Annotated in this window: 15 protein-coding genes; 4 read left to right on the forward strand and 11 right to left on the reverse strand. The window is 28.2% G+C overall.

Translation table 11 applies throughout. The features are described from left to right. Positions 1-28 precede the first annotated feature (28 nt). Complete coding sequence (locus LPB137_RS00160) at positions 29-1,291, reverse strand: serine hydroxymethyltransferase (protein WP_076082743.1); 1,263 nt, start codon at positions 1,289-1,291, stop codon at positions 29-31. A 175-nt stretch (positions 1,292-1,466) separates the two neighbouring features. On the opposite strand from LPB137_RS00160, the gene LPB137_RS00165 reads away from it, so the two are divergent. The 3 genes from LPB137_RS00165 (at position 1,467) to LPB137_RS00175 (ending at position 6,713) form a co-directional block, all read left to right on the forward strand. Continuing rightward, positions 1,467-3,095, forward strand: coding sequence for an REC domain-containing diguanylate cyclase (locus tag LPB137_RS00165; protein WP_076082746.1), 1,629 nt, complete (start codon positions 1,467-1,469; stop codon positions 3,093-3,095). A gap of 12 nt (positions 3,096-3,107) precedes the next feature. Further along, a complete protein-coding gene (locus tag LPB137_RS00170) occupies positions 3,108-3,737 on the forward strand; it encodes a LysE family translocator (protein WP_076082749.1) in 630 nt (209 codons plus the stop codon). Between the two features lie 90 nt (positions 3,738-3,827). Beyond that, the gene (locus LPB137_RS00175; RefSeq protein WP_076082752.1) at positions 3,828-6,713 is read left to right on the forward strand and encodes a cache domain-containing protein; all 2,886 of its coding nucleotides are present in this window, start codon (positions 3,828-3,830) and stop codon (positions 6,711-6,713) included. A gap of 9 nt (positions 6,714-6,722) precedes the next feature. Here LPB137_RS00175 and LPB137_RS00180 read toward each other — a convergent pair whose 3' ends face one another. The 4 genes from LPB137_RS00180 to LPB137_RS00195 form a co-directional block, all read right to left on the reverse strand. Continuing rightward, positions 6,723-7,772: a phosphagen kinase gene (locus LPB137_RS00180; protein ID WP_076082755.1), complete on the reverse strand. Its 1,050-nt coding sequence runs from the start codon at positions 7,770-7,772 to the stop codon at positions 6,723-6,725. A 1-nt stretch (position 7,773) separates the two neighbouring features. Next, entirely contained in the window at positions 7,774-8,100 is a 327-nt protein-coding gene (locus LPB137_RS00185; RefSeq protein WP_076082758.1) for a putative quinol monooxygenase, read from the reverse strand. Further along, the gene (locus tag LPB137_RS00190; protein WP_076082761.1) at positions 8,100-9,332 is read right to left on the reverse strand and encodes a glutamate-5-semialdehyde dehydrogenase; all 1,233 of its coding nucleotides are present in this window, start codon (positions 9,330-9,332) and stop codon (positions 8,100-8,102) included. Before LPB137_RS00190 ends, LPB137_RS00185 begins: the two co-directional genes overlap by 1 nt. Positions 9,333-9,451: 119 nt before the next feature. Further along, a complete protein-coding gene (locus LPB137_RS00195) occupies positions 9,452-10,435 on the reverse strand; it encodes a YhdH/YhfP family quinone oxidoreductase (RefSeq protein ID WP_076082764.1) in 984 nt (327 codons plus the stop codon). A 123-nt stretch (positions 10,436-10,558) separates the two neighbouring features. Between LPB137_RS00195 and LPB137_RS00200 the strand changes: the two genes are divergently transcribed. Further along, on the forward strand, positions 10,559-10,891 hold the full coding sequence (locus LPB137_RS00200) for a winged helix-turn-helix transcriptional regulator (RefSeq protein ID WP_076082767.1): 333 nt from the start codon (positions 10,559-10,561) through the stop codon (positions 10,889-10,891). Positions 10,892-11,023: 132 nt separating this feature from the next. On the opposite strand, the gene LPB137_RS00205 is transcribed toward LPB137_RS00200, so the two are convergent. The 6 genes from LPB137_RS00205 to LPB137_RS00230 form a co-directional block, all read right to left on the reverse strand. Further along, on the reverse strand, positions 11,024-11,923 hold the full coding sequence (locus tag LPB137_RS00205) for an NAD(P)H-dependent glycerol-3-phosphate dehydrogenase (protein ID WP_076082770.1): 900 nt from the start codon (positions 11,921-11,923) through the stop codon (positions 11,024-11,026). A gap of 66 nt (positions 11,924-11,989) precedes the next feature. Beyond that, entirely contained in the window at positions 11,990-13,417 is a 1,428-nt protein-coding gene (gene gatB / locus LPB137_RS00210; RefSeq protein ID WP_076082774.1) for an Asp-tRNA(Asn)/Glu-tRNA(Gln) amidotransferase subunit GatB, read from the reverse strand. A gap of 15 nt (positions 13,418-13,432) precedes the next feature. Continuing rightward, positions 13,433-14,257, reverse strand: a complete 825-nt coding sequence (locus tag LPB137_RS00215) for a SurA N-terminal domain-containing protein (RefSeq protein WP_076082777.1) — start codon at positions 14,255-14,257, stop codon at positions 13,433-13,435. A 72-nt stretch (positions 14,258-14,329) separates the two neighbouring features. Continuing rightward, positions 14,330-17,170: an FAD-binding and (Fe-S)-binding domain-containing protein gene (locus tag LPB137_RS00220; RefSeq protein ID WP_076082780.1), complete on the reverse strand. Its 2,841-nt coding sequence runs from the start codon at positions 17,168-17,170 to the stop codon at positions 14,330-14,332. Positions 17,171-17,400: 230 nt separating this feature from the next. Then, positions 17,401-18,768, reverse strand: coding sequence for a TRAP transporter large permease (locus LPB137_RS00225; protein WP_076082783.1), 1,368 nt, complete (start codon positions 18,766-18,768; stop codon positions 17,401-17,403). Next, complete coding sequence (locus LPB137_RS00230) at positions 18,768-19,364, reverse strand: TRAP transporter small permease subunit (protein ID WP_076082785.1); 597 nt, start codon at positions 19,362-19,364, stop codon at positions 18,768-18,770. Before LPB137_RS00230 ends, LPB137_RS00225 begins: the two co-directional genes overlap by 1 nt. Positions 19,365-19,486 lie beyond the last annotated feature (122 nt).

Below are 19,486 nucleotides of genomic sequence, written 5' to 3' on the forward strand. Positions count from 1 at the left end.
ATACTTTTAATTAGTTAATAAATACTCACTAGTAAGTAGATTGATTGTAAATCACAAAATTAGATGCAAGTTCTTTTAATTCTTGTGCAATTGTTTCTTGTAATTTAGTGTTTTCAATATCATCTAATACATCACACATTTTATTTGCAATGATTTCAAACTCTTTTTCTTTCATTCCTCGTGCAGTTAATGCAGGTGATCCTACTCTAATCCCTGATGTTACAAATGGAGATCTTGTTTCACCTGGTACTGTATTTTTATTTACAGTAATTCCAGCATTTCCTAGTGCAGCATCTGCATCTTTTCCTGAGAATTCTTTATTTAAGAATGATACTAATACTAAGTGATTATCAGTTCCACCAGATACGATATCATATCCTCTTGAAACTAGAACTTCTCCTAATACTTTTGCATTTGCTTTTACTTGTTTTGCATAGTCTTTCCAAGCAGGACTTAGAATTTCTTTAAATGCAACTGCTTTACCAGCAATTACATGTACTAATGGTCCACCTTGTAATCCTGGGAAAATAGCTGAGTTTAATTTTTTAGCAATATCTTCATCATTACACATTATCATTCCACCTCTAGGTCCTCGAAGTGTTTTATGTGTTGTAGTTGTTACTACATCTGCATAAGGGAATGGAGACATATGCTCGTTTGCTGCTACAAGTCCAGCAATATGTGCAATATCAGCAAATAATATAGCTCCAACTGCATCAGCTATTTCTCTAAACTTAGCAAAATCAATTTCTCTTGCATATGCAGAAGCACCACAAACAATAATTTTTGGTTGAACAATTTTAGCAATATCCATTACTCTTTCATAATTAATTCTACCATCTAATTCAACACCATAATAAAAAGGAGTATAGTTCTTACCAGAAAATGATGGTTTAGAACCATGAGTTAAATGTCCACCATGAGATAAATCCATACCAAGAATTTTATCACCAGCTTTTAATAATGCTGCATATACTGCACCATTAGCTTGGCTTCCTGAATGTGGTTGTACATTTGCATAATTACATCCAAAGATTTCACAAGCTCTGTCAATTGCTAGTTGTTCTACTTTATCAGCTTGTTCACAACCACCATAATATCTTTTATAAGGGTAACCTTCTGCATATTTATTAGTAAAAACTGAACCCATTGCTTGCATAACAGCTGGAGATGTAAAGTTTTCACTTGCAATCATTTCTAAATGATCTGTTTGTCTTTCTAATTCATTTTCACAAATTTCAAATACTTCTGAATCTGCTTCTTTTAGGTTTGCGTTTGATATATAATTCATTTTATATTCCTTATTTTAAGTGATATTTTTAATTGTAGAAATTATAACAAAAATCAAAAATCAAAACAATCCAGATATTGCTATAATCTTTAAAAGTGAAGAATAGTATATTTATATTTTATTTACACTTCATATGATATAATTTTTTTAAAATTGATACTAGAAGAGGAATAACTTGAAAAAACTACTAATTATAGATGATTCTATACATGTTATTACCTCTTTTATAAAATTGTTTGCTGAAAAAAATAACTTCTCAATATATACTACAAATAATACAAAAGAAGCAAAAAAGTTAATAAAAAAGAATAACTTTTTTACTATAATATTAAGTATTAAATACCTTGCTAAATCAGATAATAAACTAACAAATATATTAAAATCTGATTATATTCCTATAATCATTCTTAGCTCAAAAATTAATAATGAATTACAAGTAGAATATAAAAAGAATTTTAATGTAATTGATTATGTTTTAAAAGATACTACTTATGGTTTAAAACATGCTTATAATCTTGTGGAACTTTTTGCACACATAAAAGATTACAAGGTATTACTTATTAGTGAATCAATAGATTCGAAAGTAAAAATAAAACATGTATTAAAGAGTTTTTCTTTAGATATAAAACAAGCAAATTGTAATTCAGAGATTATTGATATAGTAAAAAATGATTATGATATTTCATTTATAATTTTTGATTATGAAACTTTACTTGAGGATATAATAAGTATTACTAAAATGTTAAGAGAAAATGAGAAATATACTAATGTACCTATATTAATTATTAATAATGAAATTAATAAGGATTTAAAAACAAATTTATATAAAATTGGTGTCGATGATTTTATTCAAAAACCAATCATTGAAGAGGAATTAAAGACAAAAATTTTTAATCTTTTTACAAATATTGAACAACGTGAAGAATTAGATACTTTTAATAAAATTTTTGATGATAATATTATTTCATCTTCAACAAATACTAAAGGTATAATAACTTCTGTTTCTTCTGCTTTTAGTAAAATATCTGGTTATAAGAAAAGTGAATTAGTTGGAAAAAGTCATAGTATTGTAAGGCATCCTGATATGCCAAGTTCGGTTTATAAAGATTTATGGGGAACAATAAATCTAAACAATACTTGGAAAGGTGAAATAAAAAATCTTCGTAAAGATGGTTCTTCTTATTGGGTTAGTGCGGTTATTGAACCAATTTTTGATAAGCAGAAAAATAAAATAGGTTACTATGCTGTAAGACAGGATATTACAGATAAGAAAAGAATTTATGAGTTATCAATTACTGATGGATTAACTTCTTTGTATAATAGAAGATATTTTAATGATATAGCAAAAGCAATATTCGATAAGACGGTAAGAAGTAATAAAGTTTTTGGCTTTATGATTTTAGATATTGATTATTTTAAAAAATATAATGACACTTATGGTCATCAAGAAGGAGATAATGTTCTTATTTCCTTCTCTAAGTCTTTAAAAGACACATTTAAACGAAGCGATGATTTGATTTTCAGATTAGGTGGAGAAGAGTTTGGAGTGTTAATAAATGCAAAAACACAAGAGGATATTCTAGAACTTGCGAATCTTGCAAAAAGCAATATCGAAGAACTTGAAATAAAACATAAGGAAAATCCTCCTTTAAGTATTGTTACAGCATCTTTTGGATTAATCATTATTGAAAGTAAAGATATAGATTTAGATCATAAATTAGACTTTATTTATAAAGAAGCTGATACTAAATTATATGAAGCAAAAGATAATGGACGAAATAATATAAAATATAAAATAATATAAAAAGGGAAAATAATGATTGAAGCAACACAATTACTGCTTTTTATAGCAGCTTCATTTTTACTATGTTTAGCACCAGGACCTGATAATATTTATGTATTAACCCAAGGAATGACAAAAAGTAAGAAAGCTGCAATCATCACAACCTTTGGGCTTTGTAGTGGTTTAATCATTCATACAAGTGCTGCTGCACTTGGTATTTCTGTAATATTCCAAACTTCACAAATGGCTTTTGATATTGTAAAGTATGCAGGAGCTGCTTATTTACTTTATATTGCGTATCAAGCTTTTAAATATAGAAATAAGCCTTTAGATTTAAGTGTACAAAATTCTAGCTCTGAGCTTAAAAAGCTATTTTTTAAAGGATTTATTATGAATATTTTAAATCCGAAAGTCTCAATATTTTTTCTAGCTTTTTTACCACAATTTGTAAATACACAAGCTGGAAATGTGCCACTTCAAATGATTACTTTAGGAATTATATTTATGATTATGACAGTTGTTGTATTTTCAAGTATAGGAATTGCAGCAAATCTTTTAAGTTCAAAACTTCAAAAGAATCCAGGTATTGTAAAAGTTATGAATATATTGACTTCTACTGTTTTAGTAGCACTTGGAATAAAACTAGCTCTCTCTCAACGCTAAAAGAAGAATAAAGAATTATAATAATTTATTTTTTGAATATTAGATATGTTATAATAATAAAAAAATATAATAGCTTCTGAAAGGTATAGTATGAAAACTAAACTGTCAAAACTTATTTCAAGTATTACAACACGCATATCACTTTTTCTTATATTAATATTTGGAATAGTATGGATTAGTACAATATATATACACTATAAAAAAAATGTTGAAGAGCTAAGAAGTATTTCTTACAAGCAAAAGACAGAGTATATATCATCTGAAATTAATAGAACAATATCTTTACTTGATTACAATTATTCTTTAAAAATGAAAAGAATTAAAAAACAAGTAAAACAAAGAATTTATGAAGCATATACAATTAGTCAAAAAATTTATGATAAACATAAAGATAGTAAGAATAAAGATGAAATAATTTTATTGATTAAAGAATCTTTACGAAATATAAGATTTTTTGGTGGAACTGGATATTTTTTTATTTATGATTTAACGGGAAAGTCAATTCTTCATCCTTTAAAACCTGAAATTGAGAATACTTATAAGTTTAAGAACTTTACTGATTTAAATGGAAAAATGGTTATTAAGGATTGGATTAAGAATCTAAAAACAAAATCAGAGGATTATGATACTTGGACATTTTATAAAGTTGATGATAAGGAAAAACAAGCTTTAAAAGTAGGGTTTTATAAGTTATTTGAACCTTATGGTTTTATTATTTCAACGGCTGATTATTTGTATAGAGTTGAAGCTGAGTTAAAAAAAGAAACAATTGAACGAATTAGATATATAACTGAAGATAGTGGATTAAACTTTTTTATTATAAATGGTGATGGTATCACTGTATTAAATAAAGATTATCCTTCTTTTGAAAATAAGCACTATGATGACTTTAACAATGAAAAAGCAAAAAATATTGTAAAAAAATTAATTGATAGAAGAAATAAAAATGGTGTTTATATACCTTATAATTGGAAAAAAGTGAATAGTAATATTTATCAGAAGAAACTTTCTTATGTAAAAGATTATGAGAAATGGGATTGGATAATTGGTACGGGAGTATTTTTTGATGATATTGAGGAAATAATAAAGCTTAAATATGAAGAATTAAAATCAGAAATAATTAGAGATATAATTCTTATAGTATTGTTTATGTTATCAACATTACTAATTGTATATTTAATTACAAAAAGAATAAATTTAAGAATTTATAATAGTTTAAAAATCTTTTTAAATTTCTTTAAAGAGATCGATTCTAGTAATCAAAAAATTAATCTTGATCTTCTTGAATATGATGAATTCTCAAAAATTGGACAATATGCAAATAAAATGATTGAGACAAGAATAAAGAATGAGAAAGAAATTGATTTTAAAAATCAAGAAGTCTTAATAAATGTTTCTTTATTAGGTGAATATAAAAAAGCTGTAGATGCAGCAGCTGTAGTTTCTAAAACTGATATTGATGGGAAAATCATTTATGTTAATGAGCAGTTTTGTAGTATTTCAGGATATTCAGAGCTTGAATTGATAAATAAAAATCATAATTTAGTTAGACATCCAGATGCACCTGTTTCATTATATAAGAAGTTATGGAAAACGATTTTAAGTAAGAAGATTTGGAAAGGTGTTTTAAAAAATTTAGCAAAAGATGGTTCAACTTATTATGTTAAATCTACAATTATCCCAATATTAGACATAAAAGGTGAGATAAAAGAATTTATTGCAATTAGATATGATGTAACAGATTTAATCAAGCAGTCTAAGCAAATTAAATTCCAAACAACAGATTTATTGACAAAACTGCCTAATAGACAGAAGTTATTAGAAGATATTAATGCAAAAGATAATTTAAAGCTATTGATTATTAATATTGAGAGATTTAAAGAAATAAATGAATATTATGGATATGAAACAGGTGATAAAACCCTAATTGCAGTATCAGAATTATTCTCTGAACTAATTAGTGATAAGAATTTGAAACTATTTAAATTACAAGGTGATGTTTTTGCAATTTTAGGAAATGAATACATTTCAGAACAAGAATTTAAAGATATGAGTATTAAATTTGTTAAAGAGATAAAATCAATTCATTTAACAATTGATGAAAATAATTTGGATATTCACTTTATTTCAGGTGCATCATTTATAAGAAATTACTTTATAAATGCAGAAATGGCAAGAGATCATGCTAAACAAGAAAATAAAAGATTGGTTTTCTTTGATGAAAATAAAGACATTAAAGATAATTTGATTAATAATGTATCTTGGACTAAGAAACTTAAAAAAACAATAAGAGAAGATAAGATTGTTGTTGTTGCACAACCTATTATCTCTAACAAAGATAGAAATGTAATTAATAAGTATGAGTGTTTAGTAAGAATTGAAGATGATGATGGTAGTTTAATATCTCCAATGCATTTTTTAAATATTGCTAAAAAATCTAAACTTTACACAAGTATAACACAAACTGTTATAGAAAAAGCATTTCAACATTTTTCTAAAACTACGGATACTTTTTCTATTAATTTAACTATTGAGGATATTATTGATAACAAAACAGTTGAATTTATAAAAGAAAAAATCAATCAATACGAAGGTATTTCTAATAGATTGATTTTTGAAATTGTTGAAGATGAAGGAATCGAAAATTATAATGAAGTTATTAACTTTATTGAAACAATGAAATATTTAGGTTGTTCTATTGCTATTGATGACTTTGGTACAGGATATTCGAATTTTGATTATTTAATGAAATTAAATGTTGACTACGTAAAAATTGATGGTTCAATGATTAGATATTTAGATCATGATGAAAATGCAAAAGTAGTTACAGAATTAGTAGTTAAATTTGCAGAGAAACTAAATATTAAAACAATTGCTGAGTTTGTACATTCTGAAGAAATTCATGATATTGTAACTAAAATGGGAATAGATTATTCTCAAGGGTTCTATTTAGGAGAACCTAAAAGAATTAGTTAAGAGTTGGGGCTATTTAGCTTCTAACTCTTTTTCTCTTTTAATTAGTTGAACAACACCATCGTACATGTCTTGAACACATTGTACTTCTGTTACTCCTAATCTTCTTTTATTACTTATATCGTAAATTCCACCAACACTTTGAGAGTGTTCACCGTTTATTCCTCTAATTTGTAAGTGATATTTATTTGTAATTTCTTCAAATCTTGTATAGTCTTTACTTAAATTTGGTACTTTTATATGAACACTAGCTCTCATTGCCGTTCCAAGATTTGTAGGACAAGATGTAATATATCCTAAGTGCTCACTATATGAGAATTCAATTTTTTCTTCAATTTTTGAAATAGCATCTGTTAGTCTTTGGAATACTTCTTTAATATCTCCACCTTTTTGCATAGAGATTATTCTTAATTGGTCTTCTTCATTAACCCATACTAAAAAAGTTTTTTCATCATTATGGTAAATACCTCTACCTTTTGGCCAATTTCTATTAAGTCCTGCTGCTTCTAAAAATCTATCCCCTGCTTTAAATAAAAAATGGTCACTAATTAGCTTTTGTGATATTTCTTCACTCATTCCATCTAGTGGATAGTATTTTCCTTTTAAACTACCTTCTAATGCATTTAAAGCTTGTGATACTTGGTTTTCTACATTATCTCTTTGCTCATTTGAAATAGCAGGTCCTAAAGGAAGGTTTGCAATATTCCTTCCTACTCTAATTCTTGTAGAAACAATATATTTATTTTCTGGATCTGGATTTGGTGCTTTTAAATCATTTGGGTTTAAATTACTAATATGAGAATCAGTTTTAGAAAAACCATGATATTCTTCTATAATTGGGTCAAAAAGTGCTGAAAAAGTTGTGTAAGATTCAATATCTCCTGCATAAACACCAATTCCACTATCACTATTTTGAACTCCTGAAGCAATTGCTTCATCAAGAGTAAAACCTGAAGGTGTAGTTTTATCTTTTAGTTGTGTATAAACTTCTTTTGTAAGGTACTTTGATAATAAAGATTTACAATCACTTGGAAAGTGTGGATATTCATTTGTATCAGACATATTAGTTTACCTCATCACTATAAACAGTTACGTTAAAATCTTTTACAAAACCAGACTCTTCTACACAGTGAGTTTGGAAAAATTCTGTAATATAACTTTTATTACAATGCTCTTCAAAAGCCTCTTTTGATTCCCAAATTTCATTAAATACAATAGGAAAAGATTTACCCATTGCATTTGGATGTGAAATATGTTTTGTCACAATATATTGTATACAACCATCTTCTCTAGTTGTTTTAGGCTCTAAAGCTTGAAGTACTTCTATTAACTGCTTTTCTTTTCCTTGCTTTGCTTCAAAAGAAGCTATACAATATATTTTTTTTGACATTATCTTACCTGACCTTTTCCATAAATTTTGTATTTAAATGTAGTTAAATCATTTATTCCCATAGGACCACGTGAATGAAGTTTATTAGTTGATATTCCAACCTCAGCTCCTAATCCAAAAGCTCCACCGTCTGTAAATCTTGTACTTGCATTTGCATAAACACAAGCAGCATCTACTTGATCTAAGAATTTATTTACAACAGTATAGTTTTCACTTAATATTGATTCTGAATGTCCAGAGCCATATGTTGCAATGTGTTCAATTGCTTCATCAACATTTTTAACAACTTTTATATTTAAAATATTTGCTAAATATTCAGTACTATAATCTTCTTGTGTGGCAATTGTTACATCAATATATTTAGCTGTTTCATCACAACCTTTTAGTTGCGTTCCATGTTCCATAAACTCATCATATAATCCAGGAAGTAAATAAGCTGCAATATCTTCATGTACTAATAAAGTTTCCATAGAGTTACAAACTCCTGGTCTTTGACATTTTGCATTTATTGCAATATCAATGATTTTATTATGAGCAGCATCTTTATCTACAAAAATATGACAAAGCCCTTTATCGTGCTTTATAACAGGAACAGAAGAGTTCTCACTTACATATCTAATTAAGGCTTCTCCACCACGAGGTACAATTAAATCAACATATTTATCTTGCTTTATTAGTTTTGCTACGCCTTTTCTACTAGAATCTGGCAGTAATGAAATAGCTTGTGTTGGTAGTTTATTATCTTCTAATACTTGCTTTAAAACATTTGCAATTGCCTGATTAGAACGCTCAGCTTCTTTTCCACCTTTTAAAACACAAACATTACCACTTTTAAAACATAGCGCTGCTGTATCACTTGTAACATTTGGACGGCTTTCGTAGATTATTCCAATAACACCAATTGGCACTGAAATTTTTTTTATATCTAAACCATCTTCTGTTATCCAGCCTTCTAGTGTTCTTCCAACTGGTTCTTTTTGATCTGCTATTTGTTTAATTGCTAAAGCCATAGCTTCAACTCTATCTTTTGTTAGTAATAATCTATCTAATAAGGCACTACTTAAATTATTTAAAGTTCCTTCACTCATATCTTTACTATTATGCTCTATTATATAATCACTATGAGCAACAAGTGCATTAGCCATTTGTCTTAGAACATTGTTTTTAGTATGAGCATCAAGGTTTGCAATAGTTCGGCTTGTTTTTTTAGCCTCTTCTAAAAATTTCTGCATAATATTTCCTATAATTTTTCTTTTTATTTTTGGTATTATAACAAATTATAGGATATGTTTGTATTTACTAACTAGAATGTTTTATAAAAGTCTATATTTTTTATTAGATAGGAGAGTTCCTATCCAATTTTTACTACATATCTTCCTACTGCTTTTCCATCTAATAATAGTTCATAAGCATTTTTAATTTCTTCTAATGAAATCTCATTTGTTATATTATCTAAGTTATCGATTTTCCATTTACTTGCTATTTTTTTCCATGCTGCTTGTTTTTTCTCTAATTTACATTCAACAGAATCAATACCAATTAATCTAACACCTCTTAAGATAAACGGAAATACATTTGTATTTAATTCATGTGATGATGTAAGTCCACAACAAGTAGCAACTCCATCATATTTTATATATTTTAGTGCATTTGCTAAAACTTCACCACCTACTGTATCAACTACACCAGCATATTTTTCACCCATCATTGGTTTTTTTGACTCTTCATTAAAAGTATCTCTTAATATTACTTCACTAGCACCTATTCTTTTTAAGTAATCAATTTTTTCTGCTTTTCCTGAGATTGCAACTACAGAAAAACCAATTTTACTTAAGATTGAAACAGCAATTGAACCAACACCACCAGTTGCTCCTGTTACTAAAACTTCACCATCTTCAGGTTTAACTCCATTTTCTATAAGTTCGTTTATACTTAAAGCCGCTGTTAATCCAGCTGTTCCAAATGTCATAATCTCTTTATCACTTATTGCATCAGGCATTCTAGCTACCCATGAAGCTGGAACCTTTACAAATTGTGCATGACCACCATGAGTATTCATTCCCATATCATAACCAGTTACAAGTACTCTCTCACCTGCTTTAAATATTGTAGAGTTTGATTCATATATAACACCTGCTACATCAATTCCTGTAATATGTGGAAATTTTCTTGTAACTCCTGGGTTACCTACTGAACTTAATGCGTCTTTATAGTTTAATGATGAATAAGAAACTTTAATAATTACTTCATCATTTTCACATTTTGGCATTGATACTTCTTGTATGTCTGCTTTAAATTCTCTATCAGCTATTTTTTCTACTACAAATGCTTTCATATTTATTCCTTGTTTATTTTAATTTATTTACTTATGTTGAAACTTTAGCTAAAATATTTCAAAAGCACAAGAACTTACTTTTAAGAAATGTACTAACCAAAAAGATACTATGGAGTATTTATTATGACAAAAAAATTAGATATTAAAATTGACAAGTGTCCAGTTGAGACAGCAATTGATGCCCTTGCAGGAAAATGGAAGATATTAATTCTTTGGTATTTAAAAGATGAAAAAAAAAGATTTAATGAACTTCAAAAATTACTTCCAAGAACAACTCAAAAAATGTTAATACAAAAACTAAGAGAATTAGAAACAGATGGTTTAGTTCATAGAGAAGTTTATCCTGTTGTTCCTCCAAAAGTTGAGTATTCAATTACAGAATATGGGAAAAGTTTAAAACCAATTTTAAAACAACTTTATATATGGGGTGATGTACATAAAAAATTAATTAATTAGTAATTTATTTTTAAGTATTAATTAAAATTATATGTATTTAGAAAGCTTAATATATAATACTTTTAATGAGAAAAATCAGTAAGTTGTTATTTTTTAATACATACTAGAGTATGTATTAAAAATTGTATTCTATTATGAATTAAGTAAATCTTTTAAACTGTCTTTTGGATTCTTTCCATCAAGTACAAGTTTTACTTCATTTGCAATAGGAGTATAAATATTATACTCTTTTGAAAGTTTATATATTGCTTCTGATGTTTTAACACCTTCAGCAACTTCTCCTAGTTCTTCGAGTATTTCCTCAAGACTTTTATTCTGTGCAAGTCCTAAGCCAACTCTGTAGTTTCTACTCATGTTTGAGCTTGCTGTTAGAAATAAATCCCCTGCTCCACTTAATCCAATAAATGAAGATTTTTTAGCTCCAAAGTTTTTACCAAACCTTTGCATTTCAACTAATCCTCTTGATATTAAAGAAGCTTGTGCATTTTTTCCTAAGTGTAAACCTTCACAAATACCACTTGCAATTGCAAGAACATTTTTATATGCACCTGCAACTTCTGCACCTATTACATCAGCACTATAATAAGTCTTTATAAAATCAGGAAAAAAGGGTTTAAATTCTTGATATAATTTCTTAGATGTAGAGTTTAAAACTAAAGCACAAGGAAGTCCTTGTATTACTTCAGCTGCAAAAGAAGGTCCTGAAATAAAACCAATATTTTTTTCAGGAACATGCTCAGCATAAATTTCATTTAAAAATTCTCCTGTATTTGCTTCTATACCTTTTGATGCAACTAGGACTTTTTGATTCTTAAATACAAAATTTTCCTTTAACCATTGTTTTATTTGTTGAGCTGGTATTGCTATTATTAAATACTCACAATTTAAAGCTGTATTTAAATCTGTAAAGTTCTTTATATCTCTTGGTGTTCTTGATGTAATATATGTTTCTTGTTTAAAACTAAGTGCAAAATGAAGCGCTTGTCCCCATTTCCCTGCACCAATAACAGCTATTTTAGGTTTATTACTCATATTTGTAATCCTCCTGTTTTTTATATGTGGAATATAAATAGAATCAAGATGATTCTATTTATTGTTTTATGAAAGTCTTTGTTTTAGTAATTCGTTTACTTTAGCTGGATTTGCAGTACCTTTAGAAGCTTTCATAGTTTGACCTACAAAGAATCCAAATAGCTTATCTTTTCCAGCTTTATATTGTTCTACTTTATCTTCATTTGCTGCAATGATACTATCAATGATTTCTAAAATTGCACCATCATCTGATACTTGTTTAAGTCCTAGTTTTTCAATTACAGTATCAATTTCTTCATCTGGATTTTCAATTAAGAAATCAAGTACTTCTTTTGCTGCTTTTCCTGAAATTGTTCCATCTTCAATAGCTTTAATCATTGTTGCTAATTTTTTTGCACCAACTGGAGAGTTTTCAATTGAAACACCTTCTGTAAATCTTGATGGTAATTCAACTGTTAGCCATGTAGTTGCATTTTTACCACTAATTCCTTCTTTCATCATTTCATCAAAGAAGTTTGCAGTTTCAAGTGATGCTGTTATAACTGATGCATCGTATTCTTTTATTCCAAAATCTTTTACGAATCTTTCTTTCTTTTCATCTGGAAGCTCAGGAATTTGTGAATATTTATCAAACATTTCATCTGTAATAATTACAGGTAAAAGATCTGGATCTGGAAAGTATCTGTAATCAGCAGCATCTTCTTTACCTCTCATTGATCTAGTTTCACCAGTATCAGCATTAAATAGTCTTGTTTCTTGAACAATTTCAGTATCATGAATACCGTCTTCCCAAGCTTCAATATGTCTATTTACTTCATAATGAATTGCTTTTTCAATAAACTTAAATGAGTTCATATTTTTAATTTCACATCTAGTATTTAAGTTTGTATCGCCCTTTGGTCTAATAGAAACGTTTACATCACATCTAAAAGAACCTTCTTGCATATTAGCGTCACTTATTCCTAGGTATCTTACAATTGAATGAAGTTTTTTAAGGTATAAAATAGCCTCTTCAGCTGTTCTCATATCTGGTTCTGAAACAATTTCAAGTAGTGGAGTTCCTGCTCTATTTAAATCCACTAATGAACCATCAGCTGCATGCTTACTCTTACCTGCATCATTTTCTAAGTGAGCACGAGTAACTCCAATAGTTTTTTGACTTCCATCTGGGAAATCAATTACTAATTCACCTAATCCAACAACAGGAACTTCAAATTGAGAAATTTGATAACCATTTGGTAAATCTGGATAGAAATAGTTTTTTCTATTAAAAATCGACTTTCGATTAACTTGTGATTTTAAAGCAGTTCCAAGCATAATTGCTTTGTGTACTGCTTCTTTATTTAATACAGGAAGTGCACCTGGTAGTCCTAAACAAGTTGGACATACATTTGTATTTGGTTCTTCTCCAAAACTTGTTGCACAAGAACAAAATAGTTTAGAGTTAGTATTTAACTGTACGTGTACTTCTAAACCTAAAATTACTTCAAACATCTATTTCCTTTTTTATTATCTTAATATTTTTATATCAGCTGTTAATTTTTGTTTTTCAAAAAAATCTTTTAAATATTTTTTTTCTCTTAATGACATTACTTCATTAAATACTTTGTTTTTTACTACTTCAAAATCTAAGGTATCTGTACCTTCTTTTTTAATAATAAAAAGAGTGTTATACATTTTATTTGCAGTAAAAATTGGAGTAAAACTATTTTGTGCAGTATTATTTAAAAGATATTGCATTTGTGGATCTAATTGTTTTACTTCTAAAACTAAAGGATTTCTTTGTACATCATTTGGAACTAATAATGGGCTTTTAACAGTTGCAATTAATGATGCTTTTTTATTCGATAAATATTGTACTACTTCTACTGTTTTTGCTGTAGTATATTTATTTTGATTGTTTTCATAATATAGTTTAATATCTTCTTCTGAAGCAATCTTTAAATTACCTTGAACTAATTTCTTAATTAATTTTTGTCTAGTAACAATAGTTTTAGCTTCATCTTCAAATACTGAATAATCAGGGTATTTTTGTCTTACAATTGATTTGAATGCGAAAAGATCCATGTTATTTGAAGCTGCAAGTTTCTCAATATAAGCGTTTACGTCAAATATATCTGCTTGGATATTATATTTTTGAATTAACTGATCATATAATATTTTATCAACTAATAAACTAACTGCTTGGTTTTTATCAACTTTTTTTGTAAGCATAGTTTTATCAATATCATAAAGTGTTATTGGATCATCATTTACTGTTAGAGCAATTGCATTTACAACGCCTGCAAAACCAAGTGTTGAGCTTAGTAAAAATGCTATTATTAGTTTGTACATTATAATTCCTTATTTGTTAAAACAGATATTTTACCTAAATAATGGTAAATATCTGTTTTGGCTAAAAGAGAATTAAATATTTTTAGCTTTTGTACACTTGTTTATAAGATAGAATATCGAATTATAGTCTAGTCCAGAGTGTTCTGATAGACCTATTTCACATGTTTTTGAAGTTGAAAATGCATATTTTGCATTTTTAATACTTTTTGGTAAATCTCTTAATGCTGACTCATTTAATTCAGGATAATTAAACCCTCTATCTCCAGCAAATCCACAACATTTTACATCTGCAGGAATTATAACTTCTGTAGAACACATTTGTGCTAAAGTTTTAAATTTACCTTCTAATCCCATTTTAGCTGAACTACAAGTTGTATGAATTGTAATTGGTTCTGCAATTGGTGTAAAGTCTAAATCATTACTTAAAAAGTCAAGCGCAAATTCAATTGGTTCATAAAGTTTTAAATCACTTTTAAACTTTTCAATCATTGTTTTTGTACAAGGACTTGTATCACATAATACAGGATACTCACCATTATTTGTAGCTTTTACTAAGGCCTTTTCAAGCTGTGTAGATTTAGTAGCTCCTGCTTCATTGAATCCTTTTGATGAAAATGGCATTCCACAACAAAGATTTGGTAAATTCTCAGGGAAAATAATTTGGTAACCAGCTTTTTGTAATAATTCAACAGTTACATCAAATAATTGTTTTTCTTCAACGCTTACATCACTTAATCCCATTGTTCTATTAATACAAGAAGGGAAATAAACCACTTTTTTACTTGAAACTTTTTGCTCAAAGTTTGTATTTATACTAATTGGTTTTGGTAAAGTTGCATTCCATTTAGCTATTTTTCCTTTTGAAAAATCTCTCATAGTTGATGTTACAGTTTCCATACTAGCAGTTCCAAGTAATTTATGAACTGCATTTGCACTACCTAATCCAAACTTCATTCCCTTTAAAGTCATTGAGAAATTATTTGCAATAAAGTTAGCTGTTTTTTTAGCACGAGGACTTAATTGTTCTGCTCTTAAATGCTTAGTCAAACTTCCTGTATCAATATTTACAGGACAAGCAGATGAACAAAGTGAACATGTTGCACATGTTTCAATTCCATCATATTGGTATAAATCTCTGTACTCTTTTGCTTCTTCCTCTTTCCCTAATCTCTCTAATCTTGAAATCTCTCTATTGATTACAATTCTTTGTCTTGGTGTTAAAGAAAGGTCATTTGATGGACATGAAGGTTCACAGAATCCACATTCAATACACTTATCAACTATTTCATTAGTTGCAGGCATTCCTTTTAAGTTTTTAAGATGCGCTTCTTGGTCATCATTTATAATTACACCTGGATTTAATAAGCCTTTTGGATCAAATAAGCATTTGATTTTTTTCATCATTACATATGCGTCATTACCCCATTCAACTTCGATAAATGCAGCCATATTTCTACCAGTTCCATGTTCTGCTTTTAAGCTTCCTTGATATTTTACAGCAACAGAGTGAACAACATCATTCATAAAGGCATCATATCTTTTTATCTCTTTTTCATCTGCAAAATCTTGAGTGAATACAAAGTGGAAGTTTCCTTCAAGTGCATGTCCAAAGATTAAAGCTTCACTATATTCATGTTTTTTAAATAAATCTTGAAGTTCAAGTGTAGCTTCTGCTAAACACTCAATTGGATATGCAACATCTTCAATAATAACTGTAGTTCCTGTTTCTCTTACTGCTCCAACTGCTGGAAATAAACCTTTTCTAATTTTCCAATAAAGTGTATATTCTTCTACATCTTTTGTAAAATAAATATCTCTTACAACTTTAAAGTCTTCGAGTAAGTTTTGAATTTGTACAGTTTGAATATCAAGGTCTTCATCTGATTTTGCTCTAGTTTCAATTAATAATGCTGTTACATTTTCATCAAAATCTTTTATAAATTCAGGCATTGCTGGATCTTCTTCAATACTTCGTAGCCCTGCTCTATCCATTAGCTCAACTGCATCAACAGTAATACTTTTATCATCACGTGCAAGTTTTAATTTTGTAACAGCAGAACATGCTTCTTTAATATCTTTAAAATAAATAAGAGCAGATGCTTTATCTTTTAAATCTTCAACTGTATAGTAAGTAATTTCTTCAATAAATGCTAATGTTCCTTCAGAACCAATTATTAAATGCTCTAAAATTTCAAACTCATCATCAAAATCAATCAGTGCGTTTAACGAGTAACCACATGTATTTTTAATTTTGAATTTTCTTTCAATTTTTGCCCGTAATTCTTCATTGTTTTTAGTGTCTTGTGAAAATTGCTTTAAGTCTTTTAAAAACTCTCCATGAGTTACTCTAAAAGCATTTCTACTTGTCTCACATGATGTATCAAGTTTTGTACCATCAGCGAAAATCAACTTCATTGATTTTAACGTTTTATATGAGTTTTGTGAAATACCACAACACATACCAGATGCGTTATTAGCTGCAATTCCACCAATCATTGCTGCATTAATAGATGCTGGATCTGGTCCAATTTTCTTTGAATATGGAGATAATAAATTATTAACTTGTGCACCTGTAAGTGCTGGTTGTAATGAGATATAACTTTTATCATCTGAAATTTTAAAGTCTGTAAATTTTCTTGAAGTTACTATTAAAATAGAATCACTAATAGCTTGTCCAGATAGGGAAGTTCCAGCTGCTCTAAATGTAATACTTAACTCTAATTCATTTGATAATTCAATGATATCTTGAACCTCTTTTGCATTATCAGTTTTAATTACTATTTTTGGAATTAATCTATAAAAAGAAGCATCTGTTCCATATGCTAATGTATGTAGCTTATCTGTAAAGATATTTGTTTTTTCAATCTTTTTTGAAATTTGATTATAAAAGTTTAAATATTTACCTTCTAACATGTTTTATCCTTTAGTTTTTAATTATATTTAGTTTTGATTAAAATTGTTTAAAAATAAAGTATTATTCTAGTCTTGGTACTGTATATATTCTTTGTTGTGGATCGTATATAAAAGCAAACATTCTATCTTTGCTTTTATATATGATGTTTGAAAGTAGTTTTTGAATTAATAAATTCATAGGCATATCTCCTATTATAAAAACAAAAGGTCTAGCCTTTTGTTTTTAATTTTTATCCAGCTGTACTTGGATTAATTCCGAAGAACTCTGGGTAGAAAGCAATTAACATCAATACTATAACTTGAATTATAATAAATGGTATTACTCCTTTATAAATCTGTATAGTTCTAACAGTTGCTGGAACTACTCCTTTTAAATAGAATAAGGAGAATCCAAACGGTGGCGTTAAGAACGATGTTTGTAAGTTCATAGCAATTAAAATAGCAAACCAAACAGGGTTAATATCTAAATTCATTGCAATTGGAACTAATATAGGAACAATAATATACGAAATCTCAACGAAGTCAATAAAGAACCCTAATACTAAAATAGCTAACATTGTAAAGATAATGAATCCCCATTTCTCATCACCAGGTAAGCTCATCATAAAGTGTTCAACTATTTCATCTCCACCTGTATATGTAAATACCATTGAGAATGCTGTTGCACCAATTAGAATACCAAATACCATTGAAGTAATTTTAACTGATTCTAAAGATGCTTCTTTTACCATTTGAAGTGAGAATGTTTTATAAACAAGTGCAAGACCAACTGCTCCTAAACATCCTACTGCAGATGATTCAGTTGGTGTTGCAACACCTGCAAAAATTGAACCAAGTACTAATAAAATTAGTGTTAAAGATGGAATAATATCAATTAAAGCTCTTATTACTTGTTTACTTTTAGACCCACGACTAGGATCTGCTGGAATTGCAGGAGCCATATCTTTATTAAAAAATGATACTACAACAATATATAAGATATATGCACCAACAAGTGCAAGTCCTGGACCAATTGCTGCTTTAAATAAATCTCCAACAGGTACTTGGAATACATCTCCTAAAATAATTAAAACAATTGAAGGAGGAATAATTTGTCCTAATGTCCCAGAAGCACAAATAGTACCACAAGCAAGAGGAGTATTATATTTATACTTCATCATTACAGGAAGTGAAATAACACCCATAGCAACAACAGAAGCACCAACAACACCAGTAGATGCTGCAAGTAATGCACCAACTAATACAGTAGAAATTGCAACTCCACCTCTAATTTCTCCAAATAAGAATCCCATAGATTCTAAAAGTCTCTCTGCAAGTCCAGTTTTTTGTAAAACAATACCCATGAATATAAACATTGGAACTGCCATTAAAATTGTATTTTGCATAATTGACATAATTCTAAATGGCATAAAGTCAAACATTAATAGACCTTCTTCAAAACCGTCTATTAAAGCTACGTCTAAACCATCATCAAAACCAATTTCAATAATACCAGCAATTATTCCAAATAATACAGAAACAGCTGCAAATGTAAATGCTACAGGGAAACCAAATAGTAGCATTATAAGTGCAGCAAAAAACATTATAATTCCTACCATTATTTATCTCCTTTGTGGTGTAAGTCATCATCTAATTTGTGAACTTCATCAACCATGTGTTCAATATCTCCATTTACCATATGAGGTGCAACTGGATGTAAACCTTTGTATACATTTAGATTTTTTATAAAAAATCCAATTGATGTAATAATTAGTAAGAAAAATGATATTGGAATTAATGATTTAACTAACCATCTATTCGTAAGCCCACCTGGATCACCACTTTGCTCTCCTGATTGGTAAGCTTCAATAACATAATCAATTGAACCAAAACCAATTAATACTGAAATTGGTAATATGAATAATACAACACCAACCATGTTAATTATTGCTTTTTTCTTATCTTTTAATGTATCGTAGATTAAATCCACTCTTACATGACCATCTTCTTTTAGCGTATATGAAATACCTAAAAGTATAATTACTGAAAATAGATGCCATTCCATTTCTTGCATAGCAATACTTCCTGATCTAAAAAAGTATCTCATAACTACATCATAAAATACGTTTAGTATCATAAGTACCATTACTATTGCAGTAATATACCCTATAATATTGGCAAATTTATCAAAACCTTTTTCTAGTTTTAACAGCATAAAAATCCTTTTGAGTGTTCTTAATAAGTCGAATAAATATAAATATATTGTATATATTTATAACACTTATTCTTTTCTAAGATGAGTATTTTAACCCTCTTTTATGAGGGTTAAAATTTCGA

This window comes from Poseidonibacter parvus (assembly GCF_001956695.1).
Lineage (GTDB): Bacteria > Campylobacterota > Campylobacteria > Campylobacterales > Arcobacteraceae > Poseidonibacter > Poseidonibacter parvus.